Origin of the sequence: Sporosarcina sp. FSL K6-6792, assembly GCF_038004885.1 — a bacterium.
In the GTDB taxonomy this organism is placed as follows: Bacteria; Bacillota; Bacilli; order Bacillales_A; family Planococcaceae; genus Sporosarcina; species Sporosarcina psychrophila.
Genome location: NZ_JBBOSA010000001.1, coordinates 2,120,896 through 2,140,205 on the forward strand (window position 1 = coordinate 2,120,896; position 19,310 = coordinate 2,140,205).

General features: G+C 41.6%; 20 protein-coding genes. 4 read left to right on the top strand and 16 right to left on the bottom strand.

Annotation, left to right across the window (positions count from 1 at the left end):
• Position 1: 1 nt before the first annotated feature.
• The 7 genes from MKZ26_RS10240 to MKZ26_RS10270 all read right to left on the bottom strand — a co-directional run bounded on the left by MKZ26_RS10240 (position 2) and on the right by MKZ26_RS10270 (position 7,344).
• The gene (locus MKZ26_RS10240; protein ID WP_340766109.1) at positions 2-1,222 is read right to left on the bottom strand and encodes a metallophosphoesterase family protein; all 1,221 of its coding nucleotides are present in this window, start codon (positions 1,220-1,222) and stop codon (positions 2-4) included.
• Positions 1,223-1,448: 226 nt separating this feature from the next.
• Positions 1,449-1,781 (bottom strand): MazG-like protein, encoded by a 333-nt coding sequence (locus MKZ26_RS10245; protein ID WP_340766110.1) that lies wholly within the window; start codon positions 1,779-1,781, stop codon positions 1,449-1,451.
• Positions 1,782-2,028: 247 nt separating this feature from the next.
• Positions 2,029-3,456, bottom strand: a complete 1,428-nt coding sequence (locus MKZ26_RS10250; protein ID WP_340766111.1) for a hypothetical protein — start codon at positions 3,454-3,456, stop codon at positions 2,029-2,031.
• Positions 3,457-4,600: 1,144 nt separating this feature from the next.
• The gene (locus MKZ26_RS10255) at positions 4,601-5,866 is read right to left on the bottom strand and encodes an ABC transporter permease (RefSeq protein ID WP_340766112.1); all 1,266 of its coding nucleotides are present in this window, start codon (positions 5,864-5,866) and stop codon (positions 4,601-4,603) included.
• Positions 5,859-6,758, bottom strand: a complete 900-nt coding sequence (locus MKZ26_RS10260) for an ABC transporter ATP-binding protein (RefSeq protein ID WP_340766113.1) — start codon at positions 6,756-6,758, stop codon at positions 5,859-5,861. Before MKZ26_RS10260 ends, MKZ26_RS10255 begins: the two co-directional genes overlap by 8 nt.
• 74 nt (positions 6,759-6,832) lie before the next feature.
• Complete coding sequence (locus MKZ26_RS10265; RefSeq protein WP_067205915.1) at positions 6,833-7,144, bottom strand: hypothetical protein; 312 nt, start codon at positions 7,142-7,144, stop codon at positions 6,833-6,835.
• A gap of 2 nt (positions 7,145-7,146) precedes the next feature.
• The gene (locus tag MKZ26_RS10270; RefSeq protein WP_067205914.1) at positions 7,147-7,344 is read right to left on the bottom strand and encodes a helix-turn-helix transcriptional regulator; all 198 of its coding nucleotides are present in this window, start codon (positions 7,342-7,344) and stop codon (positions 7,147-7,149) included.
• Positions 7,345-7,526: 182 nt separating this feature from the next.
• Between MKZ26_RS10270 and MKZ26_RS10275 the strand changes: the two genes are divergently transcribed.
• Together MKZ26_RS10275 and mgsA are read left to right on the top strand one after the other, a co-directional pair.
• Complete coding sequence (locus MKZ26_RS10275) at positions 7,527-7,712, top strand: YhzD family protein (RefSeq protein WP_340766114.1); 186 nt, start codon at positions 7,527-7,529, stop codon at positions 7,710-7,712.
• A 98-nt stretch (positions 7,713-7,810) separates the two neighbouring features.
• Positions 7,811-8,215 (top strand): methylglyoxal synthase, encoded by a 405-nt coding sequence (gene mgsA, locus MKZ26_RS10280; RefSeq protein WP_340766115.1) that lies wholly within the window; start codon positions 7,811-7,813, stop codon positions 8,213-8,215.
• A 306-nt stretch (positions 8,216-8,521) separates the two neighbouring features.
• Here mgsA and MKZ26_RS10285 read toward each other — a convergent pair whose 3' ends face one another.
• From MKZ26_RS10285 to MKZ26_RS10305, 5 genes are all read right to left on the bottom strand, one after another.
• A complete protein-coding gene (locus MKZ26_RS10285) occupies positions 8,522-9,301 on the bottom strand; it encodes an enoyl-CoA hydratase (protein WP_340766116.1) in 780 nt (259 codons plus the stop codon).
• A gap of 140 nt (positions 9,302-9,441) precedes the next feature.
• Positions 9,442-10,947, bottom strand: coding sequence for a coproporphyrinogen III oxidase (locus tag MKZ26_RS10290; RefSeq protein ID WP_067205904.1), 1,506 nt, complete (start codon positions 10,945-10,947; stop codon positions 9,442-9,444).
• A 112-nt stretch (positions 10,948-11,059) separates the two neighbouring features.
• Positions 11,060-11,407, bottom strand: a complete 348-nt coding sequence (locus tag MKZ26_RS10295) for a YlbF family regulator (RefSeq protein ID WP_067205901.1) — start codon at positions 11,405-11,407, stop codon at positions 11,060-11,062.
• A 12-nt stretch (positions 11,408-11,419) separates the two neighbouring features.
• Positions 11,420-12,577 (bottom strand): DUF445 domain-containing protein, encoded by a 1,158-nt coding sequence (locus MKZ26_RS10300; RefSeq protein WP_340766117.1) that lies wholly within the window; start codon positions 12,575-12,577, stop codon positions 11,420-11,422.
• Between the two features lie 63 nt (positions 12,578-12,640).
• On the bottom strand, positions 12,641-13,033 hold the full coding sequence (locus MKZ26_RS10305) for a ferritin-like domain-containing protein (RefSeq protein WP_340766118.1): 393 nt from the start codon (positions 13,031-13,033) through the stop codon (positions 12,641-12,643).
• A 71-nt stretch (positions 13,034-13,104) separates the two neighbouring features.
• Here MKZ26_RS10305 and MKZ26_RS10310 point away from each other — a divergent pair, with 71 nt between their 5' ends.
• Both MKZ26_RS10310 and MKZ26_RS10315 read left to right on the top strand, forming a co-directional pair.
• On the top strand, positions 13,105-13,308 hold the full coding sequence (locus tag MKZ26_RS10310; RefSeq protein WP_067205894.1) for a YheE family protein: 204 nt from the start codon (positions 13,105-13,107) through the stop codon (positions 13,306-13,308).
• A 53-nt stretch (positions 13,309-13,361) separates the two neighbouring features.
• Complete coding sequence (locus MKZ26_RS10315; RefSeq protein WP_156475954.1) at positions 13,362-13,514, top strand: hypothetical protein; 153 nt, start codon at positions 13,362-13,364, stop codon at positions 13,512-13,514.
• A 35-nt stretch (positions 13,515-13,549) separates the two neighbouring features.
• Here the strand turns inward: MKZ26_RS10315 and MKZ26_RS10320 are convergent, their stop codons facing one another.
• From MKZ26_RS10320 to MKZ26_RS10335, 4 genes are all read right to left on the bottom strand, one after another.
• Positions 13,550-13,786 carry a hypothetical protein gene (locus tag MKZ26_RS10320; RefSeq protein ID WP_187046664.1) on the bottom strand — a complete coding sequence of 79 codons (237 nt, stop codon included), beginning with the start codon at positions 13,784-13,786 and terminating at the stop codon, positions 13,550-13,552.
• A gap of 55 nt (positions 13,787-13,841) precedes the next feature.
• On the bottom strand, positions 13,842-15,131 hold the full coding sequence (locus MKZ26_RS10325; protein WP_340766119.1) for an MFS transporter: 1,290 nt from the start codon (positions 15,129-15,131) through the stop codon (positions 13,842-13,844).
• 224 nt (positions 15,132-15,355) lie between these two features.
• Complete coding sequence (locus MKZ26_RS10330; RefSeq protein ID WP_340766120.1) at positions 15,356-17,113, bottom strand: ABC transporter ATP-binding protein; 1,758 nt, start codon at positions 17,111-17,113, stop codon at positions 15,356-15,358.
• A gap of 1 nt (position 17,114) precedes the next feature.
• Positions 17,115-18,854 (bottom strand): ABC transporter ATP-binding protein, encoded by a 1,740-nt coding sequence (locus MKZ26_RS10335; RefSeq protein WP_340766121.1) that lies wholly within the window; start codon positions 18,852-18,854, stop codon positions 17,115-17,117.
• Positions 18,855-19,310 lie beyond the last annotated feature (456 nt).

Genomic DNA, 19,310 nt, shown 5'->3' on the forward strand with positions numbered 1-19,310 from the left:
CTCATTCCATTCCTGACATTTCCGCCGCCAACAATGCTGTTGCTCCGGCTTTCACTTCATCTATTTCATCTTCAGTCAAAACATCCAGATATTTGACGCCACGTGCGTGCTGGTAAACATCTTTTAAAACATCCTTCCAGTCTTCCGTCGTCCAACCATCAATCATCCCAGCAACTGATTGCATCAGTGCACTTGATGCCTTAGATGGATTCAACTGACTCGCAAATGTAATCTTCTGCACCCAGACATAGGGTTCGCTTTCACCCACATAATCACGTAGGACCTCCAACCATTCTCCCTCCGGCGATTGACTGAATAGATTCGCAGCTTCTCGATCGATATCAGTCAGCAACAGCTCCACAATTCCCGCGCCATTGTGCTCTTTAAATGACTCTAGCACTTCCGAACATGCCGTCAGCCACTCATTCGCATGACTCATTCCTGCACAAGGCAATTCGAGTCTATCAAAGACAATTGCTGATGCCGGGATGAAATGAAGAGATGCTGTTGTTTTCGAGAGTTCAACTTCATAGAATCCCTTAGCACCACGCTCATTGCGATGACGCCCCTGTAAATTTCCCGGATAAACGATTGGTGGAGATTCATGCAGCTGTTGCCTTACATGGATATGCCCGAGCGCCCAGTAATCATACCGCTTAGCTAGCAACTCATTTTTAGTAAATGGCGCATAAACGGCATGTGTTTCATCTCCCGCCAAGCTACCGTGCAACATCCCGATATGTATCGCATCCTGATCTTCAGCTAGAGGATAACGGTCAATCACTTTATCACGGATATGCCTTTCCTTATAACTAAACCCAGAAATCAACACTTCTTGACCATCCACGGTCAGGCGCACTGTTTCAACATGCTCATCGAAAACATACACATTCGACGGCAGGTCAAATCGAGTCCACCTTCCACTAAGATGATCGTGATTGCCGTGTGAAATGAATACCGGAATGCCGGCCGCAGCCAACTTTACCATCCCTTCCCGAAACTTCATCTGCGTACGTAAACTCCGATCTTCCCCATCGTAAATATCACCCGCGATTAACATGAAATCCGGGTTCGTTTTGACTGCGTGCCCAATCAATTTAGTAAATGCTGCAAAGGTACTGTCACGTAAATTGTTCAGGCGATCTGTTGGTAGGCCAGTCATGCCTTTGAACGGGCTGTCGAGATGCAAATCAGCTGTGTGGATAAATCGGATTGTTGACAAGTTAGTCCCTCCTTCACCAAACGAATACTTGTTCTTATTTTACCATAAATAAAAAGACTCTGCTAATTAATTAACGGGTTCTCTTTAGGGGGACAAAAAAGAAAAACCCATCAACACTAACACTTATTTCAACGACCAAACAAGCATCGGTTATAGCACCGATGCTTGTTATTTTTGAATACATTTTAATAATTGAACTAAAGCTCCTGTTAGTTTAACAGCTATATTAGTTCAATCCCCCTAGTTTTTTTTCTGTTTTGGATAAGAACTTTTCTAATGCTTCACCGCTATCAATATTCGTTCGTTCAGCCAAATTAATCAGCCACCACATGCATTCTCCAATCTTATGTTCAAGTTCAGATTCAGTTTCCCCACTTGTTGGCCAACGACCCTGTTGAGACATTGTTAGACGACCGACCAAACCAGCATCTGTCAGGAAAGCTAGCGCATCTTCTTCTACTGTCCATTCTTTTTCATGATACTGTCGTTCCAAACGATGGTAGACTTTTCTTAATTGTATAGAACGTTCAACGGCTTCACTAAAATTCATATTTTTCATTTTTCCCCCTTTCTTTTAGAGACATTTATTATTCACCTGTTCGCGGATTGGTAAGGGCTTTCCCTTCAATAGGAACGTATGTTCCAGCCGTTAGTATAACCTTAATCTAAATGAAAACACAACAATAACTACTTCAACTAAACTACCAGTTAGTAAAAATGCGTCTCTACTTGTTATAGAAACGCACCCTTTAGTCGTAGTAAAATGTTTCACAATCTATTTATTCATGGATATACCCTTGAAATTTTTATCGTCTCTGTGGAATCGGCATGTCTTCCCACGAATAATCTGGGCTAGTTGCGATCCATAACGTGTCTCCCATGATATCCATATCCCAAACGATGGAATCCCTTGCATCAAACATTTTTTCATGTTTTCTTTCATCTTTCGTGTTGATGGCATAAATAGCTTCAGTCCTATGTGTGATTCCGAATAATTTCTCTCCTTTTTTAATAAGTTTAACTATCACTTCATCAACTTTGATTTTTCTCCAATTTCCCTCTTGAAGATCTTGGGTCCAAATTCCACTTTGTGTGGTAATGAATAGCCTATTATTAATCACTTTCATATCCTCAGGTTCTTCATTGCTATTCGGCATGGTTATCTCGTTCCACCCATCATTTTTCTTTTGCAAAATCTTCCTTTCCTCTGTGAGCCCTACCAAATCACCATTATCCGATATTTGAACCACATAAAATGGTTTAGGAACTATAGCTTGTCCCCAACTCTCCCCTTGATTGGTTGTATAGTAAACCTTTCCATTTGATAGCACAGCTATAAGGTTGTTGATTGAATAATCGATGTTTTCGATCGGGTGGTCTAACGAAAAGATTTTCGTTCCCTTACTTTTTGAGGTAATACCTGCCCATAATTCTTTTTCCGTTGCTGCATATAATTGATCATTCATATCAAACCACGCGTGTATTACATAATTGGTAGCTTGGAGTTCTGTCCATGTTTCGCCATTGTTATGGCTCCATTCAATAAAAGGTTGCTTGGTTGTACTAAATTGTGTTGGCTTTTTGTCTCCCCATACCACTAAATTGTTGTTTCCAGCGAAAACCCCCTTAATCGCCATCCCTTTTTTTGTTAGGTTTTCGATGCCATTCCGTTTGGATAGTAACCCTCCACCGTATGGTAATTTATGAATGGCACTGACCACATCTCCGTTTTTGGCATTGAATGAAATTCGAGTAAAACGGCTATCTCGATCATTTCCAAACACTGTTAGAATGGGTATACCATCGATATTATCAAGTGTAAAATGATATCCTGTTGCCCAATCCTTTCCAGGGTTTAGTCCGTATTTATCCTTTGCTAGTTGGAGTACATCAGAGCTATCCAACTTAATCTCATCGTAGGATATTGTTGGATCCGGAGATTGCTTATCTGGTCTAAACACGGTAATTTTCTTTTCTGAGATACCAATTAGTGCAAAATCATCTGTACCTGGCACGACAAAGAACATAGACCATATAAAGCGTTTCCCTGTATCTCCTCTCGAGCCTCCCTTCGTTTCATCCACACTGTTTATTCTTGATAGTGTTGCGTTTACATTCCATTCTTTTGCTCGCTGCAATCCAATGTCAATCGCTTCTTTTAGCGTAATTTCACCATCTGAAGCGATTCCTTCGCGACCAATCAAATTTACAAAAACTAAAAAAAGTATTAACAAACATGAGACTTTTTTTAAGAAACTCAAAATTACCACCATCCCATAACTAAATAGGCACATTAATCATAAGATTAATGTGCCTATTTAGGATGGAGTAAATACTTCGTTATATACCCTCTTAGATCCAATATAACAAACAAAATACACGTCTGTTGATTAACCATTTATTTACATGAAATACGAGTGACTAGGGCTTAGAAAAATCCATTTTCACTGGATCATTTCCGATTCGCTTTCGGCGAACTATTCATGACACTTCTAGCCGCACTTTTTTCGGTAATTCTGTTGCGAATAGTTGCCTTTCGCGTACCTACACTATTCAAGTAAAAAATGCAGTTGTGTGCGAATAGATGACTTTCTATAGCGATTGTTAGTGCCCGAAGATGCAATTTCGGGCACTCTTGCACGTTGTACAATTTGTTCCTTGCTTACTTCTAGCAAAGAGTTTGCATCCAATCATGTGATACCTGATAGAAAGTGACACTTCTTTAATAAAAAAAAGGAAAAACTATATCGAAAGTTTCAGCTGCCAAAATTGCATCTTTGGCGGCTTTTTCTCCAGTTAAGAAGCCAGCTATTCTTCCGTCCTAAAAAGCTTCAGAACTACGTGTACTTATGAATTTGGAGCGCGACGGATGAAGGACCACCATACGATTGCCGAAAAAAATATGTAGGGATGCGACTTTGTCGCATCCCTACATATCCAGACATCTCGGTAATCGTATAGAAGTCATTCTATCCAAAGCAATCAAAATGCAACGATACACGTAGCGCCCAGTGTGTGATTAAGTTATTAACTGGTTAAATTCGGTTAATCAACAGGTGTGAACACAATACTTCTTTTATCAGAGAATCCTTCTTCCACTAACCTACCATATAGTTGAACAAGAAACAGGATTCGCTTCATGGGATCAATCCGCAAATCATCGAATCGATTGCTTAACAATTTTGTATACACCATACACAGCAGGTTGACATAGCACCAATTCCCGGAAATATTTAATTTCATTACTCAATAAAAAGAAAGCATCCTCTTCATTGTAGGTGATTTCCCCCCTATACATTAACACCGCCTAGTATTTTGCTGTTTTGCCCCCACTAAGAAAACCCTTTAGAACTAATTCAGAGTCTTTTTCATCTTCACTTATTCTTTTCCAAGCTGGATGGCTTTTTTAATATCTTTCAACGAACGAGACGGTCCGTACATGAGAACGCCACCGCGGTAAACACGTGCTCCGAAGAAGCCCAAAAGGAAAATTGTCACAAGCATAATCGCAATTGACAATAACGGTTCCCATACTGGTAACTCCAACATACCAACGCGCAAGAACATGACGAGTGGCGCAAAGAACGGGAAAAACGAAGCATATTTTATATAGGCCATTTCAGGATTTCCTAGCCCAGTTGCCGCAATCATGAACCCTGCCACGATTAGCAACGTCATTGGCATGATAATCTGCTGTACATCTTCCGTGCGGCTGACAAGTGAGCCAAGAAGTGCTGCTAGCGTCGCGAAAAGGAAATAGCCCAACAGGAAGAAAACTAGCGCATAGACAAGCGTTCCCACATTCATATTCGAAAAGCCGAAGACGGAAAAGAAGCCATCTGCCATTTCAGAACCTGTTGTTTTCAATGCAATATATCCTGCCAGACCCAATAATACCATTTGCAAAAGACCAAGCGATCCAATGCCAAGTACTTTTGCAAACATATGTTTAACAGGTGATACGCTTGAGATAAGAATTTCCATCACACGCGATGATTTTTCCGCAGCAACTTCTGTCGCGATCATACTTGAATATACGATGACTGCAAAGTAAATAAGAAACATGAGTACATAGACGAGACCACGTGCTTGGCTCAATTCTTCTTGTGATTTCGCTGACGGAGATACAGATTGCTGTTCAAATTGGATAGGTGCGAATAGTGTCTGTACTTGCTCACTAGACAGTGAGAGCTCCTCCGCTTTCATTTCTGTTTGAATCGACTTAAGTGCTTCTTCTAGCATCATTGGAAGAGAAAAGTCCATGGCACTCATCGAGATGTAGTTCGCTTGAATTGTATTTGTGTTATCAAGTCCAAGCGTCACGAACGAATCGATTTCTCCCTCTTTCACTTGTTCTGTAAGCGCATTTTCCGATTTACTGGACAGTTCTACCTTAATACCTGATTCATTTGACTCTAGTTGCATTTTCAACCGCTCCGCAAGAACACCGCTTTCATCGAGTACTTGCAGCACTTCCGCCGAATCTTTATCTCCGCCCGTGGCACCTTTAACGGTATCAATGATTTTTTCCATGTTAGCAAAAAGGAAAACCGCCGCAATCATGATGGATGTTGTTATAATGAACGATTTCGTTTTCGCTTTTGTCGTAAATGCCTGTTTAAAAATGATCATGAATTCACGCATGCTGTTTCCCCACCTTTTCGATGAAAATGTCTTGTAGCGAAGGTTCCTCAATCCCAAAATGGCGAATCGGGCCCGACTTTAATGCGGCCGTCAACAAATCATTGGCCACTTGTTCAGATTCGACCTGGTAGAGTGCCCCTTCAACCGACTTATGGACAGATGTAACACCTGCAATCGCATTCAGATGTGCTAAATCATTGTCTGAATTTATGCGTACGTTCTGCTTGCCATATGACCGCTTCACATCGCGGAGTGTCCCGCTCACGATTTGCTTACCTTTATCGATGATACTAAGTTGCTCACACAATTCTTCGACATGATCCATGCGATGGCTCGAGAATACAATAGTTGCACCATCATTACGAAATTGAATTATCGCCTTTTTCAGCATTTCAACGTTTACTGGATCCAACCCTGAAAATGGTTCATCTAGAATTAACAATTGCGGATTATGCATGAGAGATGCAATTACTTGGATTTTTTGTTGATTTCCTTTTGATAGTTCTTCCACTTTTTTATTGGCATAGTGAGTGATTTCCATTCGTTCCAGCCATTTATTCATAGCTGTCTTGGCATCCGACTTTGTCATACCACGTAATTGTGCTAGAAAAATCAGTTGCTCTTCCACCTTCATTTTCGGATAAAGGCCGCGTTCCTCCGGTAAATAACCAATCTCAGGACTTGTTGCGTAAGAAATCGGTTTCCCATTCCACGTAATCCGTCCTTCATTCGCATTTAATAGACCAAGAATCATCCGAAATGTCGTCGTCTTACCTGCACCGTTCGCTCCAAGAAAACCGTACATCGTGCCTTTACCTACAGACAGCGTCAAATCATCAACCGCCGTGAAATCTCCAAATCGTTTCGTTACATTTTCAAGTAGCAATGACATTTGATTACCCCTTTCGTTTTACCCAATATTAACTATACGTATCTAGCACTCTGAAGTTTCACTTTTTTAGTTTTTCAGTTTTTACTACTGGCGATTGCTGTACCAATCGCATACGACGCCATGTGCACTACCCAGATTCCCGTTAGAATGAAAAATGCAAGTTGCGGTCCTTCAACAATAATGATAACTGCCCAAGCAATGAGTATCGCAACCGTTGTCGCACACCACGAAATTGAACGGGCATGTTGATGAATCGTTCTATATCGTTCGTCAAACCATCGTTCTTTCTTTCCCCTTTTCCGATTTATTAACATAGTAATGAAAATAATGACTACAGCAAGCGGCAGCCCTGCAAGAAATACCCATATATTAAACCCTTCGTACATTTTCAATCCTCCTCTGGTGTAAAAATATCTTCAATGCGACAATTGAATAACTTCGCAAGTTTGAACGCTAATGTCAGTGATGGGTTATATCTACCTTTTTCGAGGGAAATAATCGTCTGTCTCGAAACTTCCAGTTTCTCCGACAGATCATCTTGCGTTAGCCCCATCGCAGTCCGCATTTCCTTTATCAAGTTATTCATTTCAATGCTCCCCTTTCATACGAAAAGCGCAGGGCACCCGGAGTCTAGACACCGACTATTGTAAAGGTTGCTTTACGTAAAGGTTACTTTACTACACTCGAGATGTCAAGTAACCTTTACAAATTTCCTTTTAGAATTTTTCATAGTATAATGAATGAAATAGAGTGGAAAGGGTGAATTATGTGAGAACATATAAACTAACAGCTTTTGAACCAACGGGGGAATTAATTACAGAAGATACATTCACAGCTGAAACGGACGAAGCAGCAAAAGAAAAAGGCCAAGTAATGCTTGAGGAGAAAAACCTTCTCACCAAAACACACCGCCTTGCCTCTCCTGCTGGAAAGTTGTTATTGTTCCATTCTTGAATAAATTTATGCTTAGATGATTACTTCACTTCATTTATTATGTAATCCTAAACAGAAACAAAGCATTTCCATCATACAAATAGACAGGGTGTTGAGAAATGAAAATCGCATTAATTGCCCATGACGAAAAGAAAAATGAAATGGTGAATTTCACAATTGCCTACGAATATATCTTTTCGCAATACACATTATTTGCTACCGGTACAACGGGAAAAAGAATTATGGACGAAACCAATTTATCTGTAACCCGACTTAATTCGGGACCTTTGGGTGGTGATCAGCAAATTGGTGCAATGGTTGCAACTGGCGAGCTGGACTTAATCTTGTTTTTCCGTGATCCACTAACTGCTCAACCACATGAACCCGATGTCAGTGCGTTATTACGCCTTTGTGATGTCTATGGCATCCCACTCGCTACAAATATTGCAACGGCTGAGCTGTTACTTCGCGCTGTTGAAAAAGGGTACTTCTCATGGCGTGAAATGCTTGATAAATATAAGTAAGTTCATTTCAAAATAAAATAAAAAGTACCAAGCACTGATCCTTTTATTCAACGGATTCATGCTTGGTACTTTTTTAATTACGCAGGCTGATTCAGACTGCATGCGTTGGATTAAATTGTTGATTTCCTTTCTTCCTTATGACCGCCATGGAGCTTGTTATGCTCGCCATGGGTACAGTTATGACTGGCATCAGCCGTTTTATGACCGCCACATGTTAATTGTACAAAATGTCTAGTACAAGAAAAGACACTGATTCAGGATGGTGTAAAAACTCACCCCTAAACCAGTGTCCATATTACATAAAAATCATTTCCCTATAAATTCCGGCTTACGTTTTCCTACAAATGCCTGAATACCTTCTAGGTGGTCTGCTGTTTTCCGCATTGCCACTTGTGCTTCACTTTCCATTGCCAATATGCTTTCAAGTTCTTTCGTTTTTTGCGCGTGCAGAATTTTTTTCGATGCAATCATTGCTGCAATCGGCGACGCAAGCAGTTTATGAGCAAACGCTTCGCCGCGTTCAGCACCAGTATCTTGTGCAGTCACTTCATCGATGAGTCCTTTTTCAAGTGCTTCTTGACCATTCATCACTTTTCCTGACCAAATGAGTTTTTTCGCTTGAGGCACACCTACGCGTTCTTTTAAGAAGAAATGACCTGCCCCGTCTGGAATTAGACCAATGCCGATAAAGTTCATCGCAAGTTTACTTTCCTCTTCCGCAATAATATAATCGCAGCCAAGCACAAGGCTAAATCCAAGTCCTGCCGCCGCACCATGGACCACCGCAATCGTAACTTGCGGTAATGTATAAAGTGCTTTCGCAAGACGTGACACGTCTACCATTACGCTACCAATATCCATTGGGCTATCCGGATTTAACATCGCTTTAATATCCCCACCCGCAGAAAATGCACGACCGGCCCCTTGGATTACCAAAACTTGAACTGACACATCGCTTTTCAATTCCTCGAAAACATCTGCTAGTTCCTTCATCATGACACTATCCATCGCGTTCATCGATGCAGGCCTATTCAACGTAAGATGCGCAAGGCGTCCCTCTTTTTTTAATTCGACAGTTGTATACATAAAAAAACACCCCTTCGTAAGAAATGAATTACCATTCACTTCTTAGATTCGGTGTTTTTTCAGTAAACCCTTTATTTAAGAGCTAAGAAAGTATACGTTTTTCTACCTAGAGTAGGGTCTATCAAGGCGCTTGCGCTTTTCTACTTAACCATCTCTGGAAAAATCGCGTCAAGATGAGCGAGTTTCTTCACGATTGAATCTTCATATGTCAGAATATAAGCTGCCGGATCTTTCGGATTATAGAACTGCGTAATTTTCCCCGTTTCAGGGTCAATGAACTTACTTGAAGCCCCACAGCCTACTCCAATGATCGTCTGTACCTCTTCCATAATAACAATGTTATAGATACTTTCTTCACCAGGCTTTGCGTACCCGACGTTTTCCAAGTTGCCTAAAATGTTCTTTTGACGGTATAAATAGTACGGTTCATAGCCATTTGCAGCGTTCCACTCTTCTCCGAGTTTCATCATCTGCTCGACTGTTTCACGATTAGCTACTTTGTATTTGTCTTTATTACGAGTCATTTCAGATGCCCGTTTGAATGACAATGTATGAACTGTCAGCGATTCGGGTTGCATTTTTTCAGTCTCTGCAAGTGAATGCTTGAATTCTTCCATTCCTTCATTTGGCAAACCGATGATGAGATCCATATTAATATTTTTCATGCCCATATCGCGTGACAACCAGAACTTATCGACTGTTTCTTGAACAGTATGGTGACGACCGATTGCTTTTAGTGTCTCATCTGTATAGGATTGCGGATTGACGCTTATCCGGTCAATGCCCCATTTTTTCAGAACTTCGATTTTAGCAGGCGTAATCGTATCAGGACGACCTGCTTCTACCGTTACTTCTCTGACTTTATCCATATTAGGGAATGAAGCATACATCGTTTCATATAGCGCGTCCATTTCTTCCGCTTCTATAGATGTCGGAGTTCCTCCACCGAAGTAAATCGTCGTAATGGCCATGTCTCGCTCTGTCAGCCATTTTCCCATTTCTCGGATTTCTTCATGCAATCCGTCTAGGAATGTTTCGACTCGTCCATTTTTTCGATTAATCGCATAGGCTGGGAATGTGCAATACGCACATTTCGTCGGACAAAATGGAATGCCTATATAAATACTTACTTCATTTTTTAATTCGTGTAAATCAGGCACCGTTCGCAACTGCACATTCGCTATTTTTGCTAGAAGTTCGCTTTTTTCGCTCGAGAGCCGATGGCGATTCATTAACAATTGCTGGGCCTCTTCCGTACTGTGTCCTTCGTGACGATATTTATGGTACAGTTTCATCGGGCGAATCCCTGTCAGAATTCCCCACGATTGATGCATCCCTGTTGCTTGTTCAAGCGTTTCAAGGAAAACGTGTGAATAAATCCGCTTTAACTGGCGGGTAATCGCTTTATCATCGTCCGTCTCTTCTATCTCAGAAAACTCAGCAGAATATTCCACACCGTCCCATGTAAGGATTGCCTTTCCGACAAGTTGTCCATCAAGCGTCCGTTCCAACGTCAAATTTGCCAGTATCGCACCCTCTTCATCTTCATCGACTATTTTCGATTGTTCAAAGAAAAGGTTTGCTAGATGCGTAAACATCCTAATCCAACCCTGTTCGTAGTTTTCTTTCATGATGATTTTTTGCATTGTAAGTACCCAACTTTCTATTTATAAAACCGAAGTTTTTTCTCTAGATAAACATAAAATCATTATAGCAAATTTACGGAGTGAAAGAAGAAAAACCGGCCTAGGCCGGTTTTTAGATGGATTCGTATAATTGTTGTACTGGTTTCATCAGTACACGGTTTACTTCTTCAATCAAGCCACTCAATTTCATTTCTGCTTCAAGCATTTTCATAATCTTAGGATTTTGCTGCGCAAGTTGTGCAGTCTTTTGAGCATACTCAAGCTCTTCAGCTACTGGTTCTTCACCTTGCATCTGTTTTTCCTGAAGGCTCAATTGGATTTTTCGGAAGTTTTTGAACAACGCTAGTGCATCGTCATCCACCTTCACTTCTTCTACCGCTTGCTGTACTTCTAAAAACTCTGCAGTTTTTCGGAATGTTGCTTCCAATTTGTTTAAATCATCGTAAATATTCACTGTCATGTATTGTTCCCCCTAGGATAAATTTGTTGCCAAGACGACGAGGCCTTGAACGATTCCAATCAAACCGCCGAGAAATGCTCCAAGTATGGTGATCATCTTGAACTCGCGCTTTGAAATGCCAAGTACTAGATCTTCCAGTATTGCAACTGGAAACGCATCGACTTGCTCTCTAACCATATCATCTAATTTAAGTTTGTGGAGCGATATCTCCATTTGTTTTTCTGCCTGTTCGAATGCAAAGCTAGTCAGCGCCGGCGTCAGATTAACAGCTGTCCATTCCGCCCCTGCAGGCCAATAATCCTGTATCGTCTTATTCAAGCGAGCTTCCAGTACAAGTTCTTTTTCTGCATAAGATCGGACTGAATTGAACAACCCATCCCAATCAAACCCTGAGAGAAGTTCCTCAACGGGACGTTTTTGAAGCTTTTCCCATTCATTAAGTATAATTGTGTTCACAAGATCATACGTCCCTTGTGCTGCGACAAACTTCAGTGCTTCACGCTGTACTTTTACAACAAGCGATTCTGATTCTCCAAAAAACATATTTACCATACTTCCAAGTGTACCTTTTGATGCTAGGAAATCATCAATCATTTTATGGAACATTGCTTTTCCTTCATCTGATTCGAAGTAGGTTTCCGACCTGCCTAGAATATAGGTTGTTATGGCTGGAATGCGCCCTGCAGCTTCTACCCGCCACTTTTGCGGTAGCACCTCTTCTACCGATCCCGTCGTCATTTTTACACGAACGGCGTTAAGCTGGGCATCGAGTACTTCCAACACTTTCCGCTCTGCTTTCCCTGCAACATTCATCGCGCCGGCAGTATTAAGCCAGTCATTTAATGTTTTATCAGAGAGAAGGATATGCTGCTCAAGTTTTTGTTGGAGGAAATCCTCTGCTTTCTTCTCCATGTCAGGCGTCAATAATTTCTTTCTGAACGTTTCCGGTGTTAATAAATAATTCGTCACCGTCTTACCGAGTTGCACTGCCAGTTCATCGCGCCGTTTCGGTATCAATCCCGGCGTGAATGGCAAACGCCATTTCCCAATATATTTCGCTTCATGTGGCCTGAACAGCATTTTAATCGCCAGATGATTTGTAAGTCCCCCGATTAATGCACCAATAAAAGCCATGAATAACAATGTCCATAAAATACCCAAATGCTTCACCTTTTTCCGTATCGTTAAGTCCTAATTATAGCAGAACTAAACCGAACGGAAAAATTCAAAGACTTATCTTAGTGCGTTGTACATTGTTGACATGCGAATAGCGTGTTCCATTTCATCATGCATAGCGATGAATAACGGATTGTAGGCCTGCTGAAAAGGAACGGTTAGTAGCATTTCCTTATACATTTCAACCGCTTCAAGCTCACTCACCAATGCCCGCTGAACACACTCTTTTAAGTTATAACAAGGCAATGGTCTCTTTGGATTTGGTACAAATGTCCCCGTCATCATATAATAGAGCTGTTGAAACATTTCATAATGGCTTTTTTCATCTTCATACATATGTCTGAGGAAGTCTTGCCAAAGCGGATCATTGGTCATGTCGTGCATTGATTTATAAAAATAATAATCTTTGTACTCATCCTCGATGGCCTGCTTTAATTTATCAACAAACAAGTCAGCACCCTTTCGCTTTCTTTTCTTGATATTATGCGGTCGGGTAGCGTCTTATGAGAGGAGTTATTTACATGCTACAACATTTCAGTTTTAAACCGATGTTTGATAATACACAATTACCGGGTTGGACATTCTCATTTTTCTTCCGCAATACGAGGTATACCGGTGACTATTTACCTGAGGGTGTCATTGTTTGGACAGGAGAAACGCCGCCTGAAGAAGACAATTTGAAAAAAATGATTCATGAATTGATGATTTTTCACGTCTATGATTGATTTGTGAAAACTTCGGGAATACTGTCCTCCATGACGTATTAAGGAGGCGCAGTATGAATAAAGAAAAATCCCCTGAAGAGTTGCGTAAAGAAAAGGAACAGTTAAAAGTACAAGATCAGAAAACTGAAAATGTCTTTGAAGATAAGAGTCGAGTACCAGAAGAACAAAATGCCTGGAAAGAAACACAAGCCAGACGCGGTGAATAACAAAACTCCCTGCATATTGTATGCAGGGAGTTTTGTTATTCTACATTTCTCGTTTCCTCTATGCCAACCGCGTGCCTTGTATCTTCTTCCAAGTACTTATTACTGTTCGTGTCATTTGTTCCCCTCGTCATATCGTCATAAGGAGTAAAAGGCGTAAACATATTTCCTGACTTCTTCTTATTAAAAAGTGTCTTGTAGATTGCAAAACCAATCAACACCATACCTCCGAGTCCCAATACAATTGCAACAACAGCTATAATGGTAATGCCCATAAGAACACCCCTTTTTATTTATTATACCACTAATTAACCAGTTTTTTCTGACACCCTATTCCTGCGACAAATTTCTTCTGCCAAAAATGAAGTAATAGTACGTCGAGGAAACAACATAGAGTCCTGCTGTGATTGTGAATGCATAGGCATAGCCCCAATACGAACCACTTGCAATAACAAGCCCCGCTGCTACTGGCCCCATCGCTGCCCATCCAATATTAAACACAGTTTGGTTCACTGAATTAGCAAGTCCTTTGTATTTGTCAGCCACGATTTCCATTGCGATAGCGCTTTGAATCGGATTCCCCGCATTCATGAGTGCCTGGCGCATAAGGAATCCGAGTGATGCTAACAACAGGGATGTCGTATAGGCTGTTAATAGTAAAAATGGAATAGACAGCATTTGGAATAGGATAAGCGCTTTCACTTTCCCAACCTTTTTCACTAATGCCGGACCAATAAGCATAGCTACCGCCGTCATCGCAGATCCAAGTGATAAAATAAGACCAATGTATGCATTAGAGGCATCAAATCGGTTTGAGAAATATAAATTCAAGTACGGCACAACAAGACCTGAACCAAAACCAATCAGCAAACTCGCAAATGAGAAATGGAAAATCAGAATGATATTCCGTCTGAAGCTGCTATCGACTTTCTCAATCTCTTCTTCCACAGCTTCAACGGACGTTTTCTTCATTTGCACCAATTCAGGCGGCTTGTTTTGAAGTTTAAATAAGGGAAGTAAACCAATGATAAAAATGGTTGCCCCCGTTAGAAGCGCCCAACGAATCGCATCAGCTGCATCGAGAGCCAAGAGGACTTCTAGTACGTCAGCGATAACGCCCCCAAGCAAACTGCCGATAACATTCGCAACCGTCATGAGGGCGAAGTGGATACTAAACATATGGACCCGTTCGGCGGGCTTTGAGTTTTCGGCGAGAAATGGGACACCCGAAACTTGCACGAATGCCATGAATAAACCCGTCAGAAATGCTGCGTAAATTATCGGTGTTTCGGCAACTGCAACACTTCGGTAAAACAATGTCATTCCTCCGAAAATTGCACCGCCAACAATCATCCATTTCCGACCGAATTTATCACTTAGAAATCCGGCCGGAACGAGCATAATTGCCGACGCCAACGCTGTCATAGAAATAACTTTTCCGTTGATAGTTTCAGGCATTCCTAACTCTTTTATATAGAGATTATACATGACCATGAATACACCCATCCCAATCTGGATGAGCACGTTCGCTAGCATGAATAGCCTGACGTTTTTATTGAATGAAGATATTTTCAACTTCCAATCCGCAAACCATTTCCCCATGCTACTCCAACTTTCCATACGAGATACTTCGTTACTCTAAAGATACGTCTTTCAGAATAGTTTTTCAACAACTCAAATGCATCATGCCAGTTATTGACACCATTTGTACCCTTCAAATTGTGGCAACAGCTGGCACTACACACCGGGTAGTACGGGCAACAATAAAGCAGTCACTTGGAGCTTAATCACAAAGAAAAAAGGAACTTCCCACTTACACGGAAGTCCCCTTCGTCATATCCTTGTCATTCAACTTTCGGAGTAACCGAAGTTCCCGCCTGCAATTTATACATTTGAGCATATTGCCCACCAAGCATAAGCAACTCATCATGTGAGCCTTGTTCAACAATCTCCCCGCGATCTAACACTAAAATACGATCCGCGTTCTTAATAGTAGAGAGCCTATGGGCAATGATGAACGTTGTACGCCCTTTTTTCAGTACGTCCATCGCATGTTGGATGATTTCCTCTGTTTCCGTGTCGATGTTGGAAGTCGCTTCATCCAGAATAAGAATGGCAGGATCGAACGCAAGCGCCCGTGCGAATGAAATAAGCTGGCGCTGTCCAGAAGAGAGCGTACTCCCTTTTTCCACAACTGGCTCGTCAATTCCGCCTGGCAAATGTTTCAACACCAGTTCCCCACCGACTGCATCTAGCGAATGTTGCACTTTTTCGCGTGTAATGCGTGAGTCACCTAAGCTAATGTTCGACTCGACTGTCCCACTAAACAAGTAAGGGTCTTGCAGAACAATACCCATATGATCACGAATCGTCTGACGTGGCATGTCACTGATGTTTAGTCCGTCAATCGTAATCTTCCCTTTCGAAGCGTCATAGAAGCGGAACAGTAAATTCATGATTGAACTTTTTCCCGATCCAGTATGGCCGACAAGTGCGACCGTTTCTCCCTGCTTTGCTCCGAATGAAAGATCCTTTAAGACATATTCTTCATCCTTATAAGCGAACCAGACATTCTCAAAGCGGACATTTCCCTGGTAACGCGCGATTTTGTCGTCGCTTACCGGCTCCCCTTCACGGTCCAATAATTTGAAGACACGCTCTGCCGCCACAAGTGAATGCTCGAGACGTGCGAACTGGTTTACAATGCCCGTCACCGGGTTGAACAACCGTGTAATATAGTCTACGAAAGCATAGAGCATCCCAACTGAAATGAAACTTTCTGTGGAGATCGAAGCACCGCCAAAATACCAGATAAAGAACACAAAGGTCAATGACCGGATTACGTCGACAAGGTTATGTGAAGTCGCCGCCTCCACTTTTAGCAGTTTGTTCTGATAGCGGAAGTGTTCATCATTCAAGTCACGGAATTCCTCTTCCATCTGCTTTTCACGACGAAATGCCTGAATGATTGTCATACCATTAATTGATTCATTAATCATCGCATTCATGTCACTCACTTTTCCGCGGATGATATGGTTAACCTTTGAAGCGAATTTTCTGTATGCCTTCATCCAAATATAAAGTATTGGTAAGACAAATAACGTGATAGCACCCATTTTAGGATCCAAAATGAACATCGCAATGAAGATTCCTGTAATGTACATTCCGCTAATTGCGAACTGTGAAACGACCGTCACATATAAGTTACGGATCGCTTCCGTGTCATTTGTAATTCTTGCAACAACTTTCCCAGCAGGCAAATTATCAAAATAGCGGATTGGCAATGTCTGAATATGTTCGTACAGATCATTACGCATTTTCTGTATGATACGGTTTGCCGCCTGTTGCATCAATAAATACTGGAAATACCTCAGTATCGCAGTGACCACGGCGAGCCCGAAAAAGATGGCAAGCAGCTTGGCAATCGGAGCGAAATCCATGCCCCCGCCAGTAGCCCCTGCAATGTGGTCATCAATGATTTTCTTGGCAATCATTGGTCCCATTAGATCCGCAGCGACTGCGAACGCGAGAAGAATAATACCTGTCAGTAATAATTTTTTATAGTCAAGTGCGTAATGGAGTAAGCGTCTACCGGTACCCATATTATTCAACCTCCCCAATCTGTTGGCGGTCGAATTGTTCTTTGTACCAGCCGTTCATTCCAAGTAAGCCCTCATGTGTTCCCTCTTCAATAACACGCCCATCGTCAAGGACGATAATCCAGTCTGCATGCTGAATAGCAGACAGTCGGTGTGTTGTAATAATTGTCGTTTTTCCAGAACGTTCCGTTTGAATATTCTCTATGATTTTCGCTTCCGTTTTCGCATCGACCGCAGAAAGAGAGTCATCTAAAATAAGAATCTCCGGATTTTTCACCAGTGCTCGTGCAATGGATATTCGCTGTTTCTGTCCTCCGGATAATGCAACACCCTTCTCTCCGACGAGTGTTTCAAGTCCTTCAGGAAGCATTTCAAGATCTTTTTCAAAATAGGACAGACGAATCGTTTCCGCAATGTCCGCTTCTGTTGCATCGGGTCGTCCGAATAAAATATTATCCCTGACTGACCGTGAAAACAGAACGTGATCTTGCGGGACGTAACCAATCCAATCCCTTACCTGATCTTTTGTCATTGACTGCATTGGTACTCCCGAGAAGACGATTTCCCCTTCTCCGGATGGATATTCACGCAGTAGCTGTTTGACAAATGTCGTCTTTCCACTACCGGTTTTCCCAACTATCCCAAGTGTATCGCCACGTTTCAAATGGAGCTTAATAGCATCCAAGTTGACCGAATGCGACGTCGGATACGTGAAAGTAACATCCTGGAAACCTACACTATCAGGTTGTTCAACATTCACGGGATGTTTAGGATCCTTCACATCTTCCTCATAATCAAGCGTCTCTGTCACCCGGTCGAGTGACGCATTTCCGCGTTGTAAAACGTTAATCAATTCACCAATTGCAAACATCGGCCAAACAATCATCCCAAGATAGACATTAAAGGTAACGAGATTCCCTAGCGTCATATCACCAATGGATACAAGGTAGGCCCCGTAACCGAGCCCAATCATATACGTCAGCCCTGTCAGTACTTTTGAAATCGGCATGAACAGCGCGTCAATCTTCTCGACGTGCATGTTTTTCTGATAGACATCTTCCGTCATATCAGAAAACCCTTTTTCAGATGCACGTTCCTGGACGTATGCACGAACAACCCTTACACCCGCGACCGCTTCCAAGACATTATCGTTCAAATCACCGAACGCCTGCTGTGCCGTCATATATCTTTCGTGAATTTTCTTTCCTAAAACCTGCATGATAAACGCCAAAATCGGAAGCGGTAAAATCGCCACAAGCGTCAATTTCCACGACACGAGAAAGCCCATCGTCAAGACTAGCGTCAGTAAATAGAGCGTCGAATCGACAAGCGTCATGATGCCGAAACCTGCCGTCTCAGATATTGCCCGCAAGTCATTTGTAGAACGGGCCATCAGATCGCCTGTTTTATTTTTTTCATAAAACGTGGGGGTCATTTTCAGAAAATGATGCATAAGCTTTCCCCGTAATTGCCGTTCGATGACATAAGCCCCGCCAAACAATTGGTATTGCCAAACATAGTTACTTGCATAATTGAAAAGCATAATTAAAAACATAGAACCAATAAATATAACAAGTAATCTTGCTGTCAACGTCTGTGTATAGATCGAGTCAATTGCCTGCCCGATTAGCCAAGGTGGAATAACAACAAGAATATTCGTCACCATCAGCAGAATAAGCGCAACTGTGTACCTCTTACGATTTTCTTTAAAAAACCATTTTAATTTAAATAGCACTGAAAACATAATTCAATCAACCTTCTTCCCTATTCTCTTACAGCTATCCGCTTTCGAGAGATTCCTTTTTCAATAGTTTCCTTTGTTGTTTGATGATTAACATCGTCAACACTCCTTTTCCTATTAGTTGGTCCAACTTTATGCAACACGCAATGCGTGGAAACACCAATTTTTCTTTAGATTAAAACAAAAAAAGAGCACACGCTTCTTAAGATAAGCGTGTGCTCATAAAAGGAACGGCAAAGCGCGCCGGTCCGGGTTTATTTAGTGTTAAAAACTAAAACACGGATAGGTACGGTTTCATTTTATTGTTGTTGTTTTGGAACACGTATACTTTTTTCATTTTCCGTACCTCCCTTTCTATTTCGAGTAACTAACTACTTGTAGGTTATCATTTCCATTTCAGAGTTGTCAATACTTTTCGAAAACAGAATTACTGCAACCATTTTCTATGATGTAATCCTC

Excerpts from the sequence above, each read along its gene's own strand:
- MKZ26_RS10245 (WP_340766110.1), bottom strand. The coding sequence starts at position 1,781 with ATGAAAAATATGAATTTTAGTGAAGCCGTTGAACGTTCTATACAATTA.
- MKZ26_RS10255 (WP_340766112.1), bottom strand. The coding sequence starts at position 5,866 with ATGCGTGAATTCATGATCATTTTTAAACAGGCATTTACGACAAAAGCG.
- MKZ26_RS10260 (WP_340766113.1), bottom strand. The coding sequence starts at position 6,758 with ATGTCATTGCTACTTGAAAATGTAACGAAACGATTTGGAGATTTCACG.
- MKZ26_RS10265 (WP_067205915.1), bottom strand. The coding sequence starts at position 7,144 with ATGTACGAAGGGTTTAATATATGGGTATTTCTTGCAGGGCTGCCGCTT.
- MKZ26_RS10270 (WP_067205914.1), bottom strand. The coding sequence starts at position 7,344 with ATGAATAACTTGATAAAGGAAATGCGGACTGCGATGGGGCTAACGCAA.
- mgsA (WP_340766115.1), top strand. The coding sequence starts at position 7,811 with ATGAAAATCGCATTAATTGCCCATGACGAAAAGAAAAATGAAATGGTG.
- MKZ26_RS10285 (WP_340766116.1), bottom strand. The coding sequence starts at position 9,301 with ATGTATACAACTGTCGAATTAAAAAAAGAGGGACGCCTTGCGCATCTT.
- MKZ26_RS10290 (WP_067205904.1), bottom strand. The coding sequence starts at position 10,947 with ATGCAAAAAATCATCATGAAAGAAAACTACGAACAGGGTTGGATTAGG.
- MKZ26_RS10295 (WP_067205901.1), bottom strand. The coding sequence starts at position 11,407 with ATGACAGTGAATATTTACGATGATTTAAACAAATTGGAAGCAACATTC.
- MKZ26_RS10310 (WP_067205894.1), top strand. The coding sequence starts at position 13,105 with ATGCTACAACATTTCAGTTTTAAACCGATGTTTGATAATACACAATTA.
- MKZ26_RS10315 (WP_156475954.1), top strand. The coding sequence starts at position 13,362 with ATGAATAAAGAAAAATCCCCTGAAGAGTTGCGTAAAGAAAAGGAACAG.
- MKZ26_RS10320 (WP_187046664.1), bottom strand. The coding sequence starts at position 13,786 with ATGGGCATTACCATTATAGCTGTTGTTGCAATTGTATTGGGACTCGGA.
- MKZ26_RS10325 (WP_340766119.1), bottom strand. The coding sequence starts at position 15,131 with ATGGAAAGTTGGAGTAGCATGGGGAAATGGTTTGCGGATTGGAAGTTG.
- MKZ26_RS10330 (WP_340766120.1), bottom strand. The coding sequence starts at position 17,113 with ATGGGTACCGGTAGACGCTTACTCCATTACGCACTTGACTATAAAAAA.
- MKZ26_RS10335 (WP_340766121.1), bottom strand. The coding sequence starts at position 18,854 with ATGTTTTCAGTGCTATTTAAATTAAAATGGTTTTTTAAAGAAAATCGT.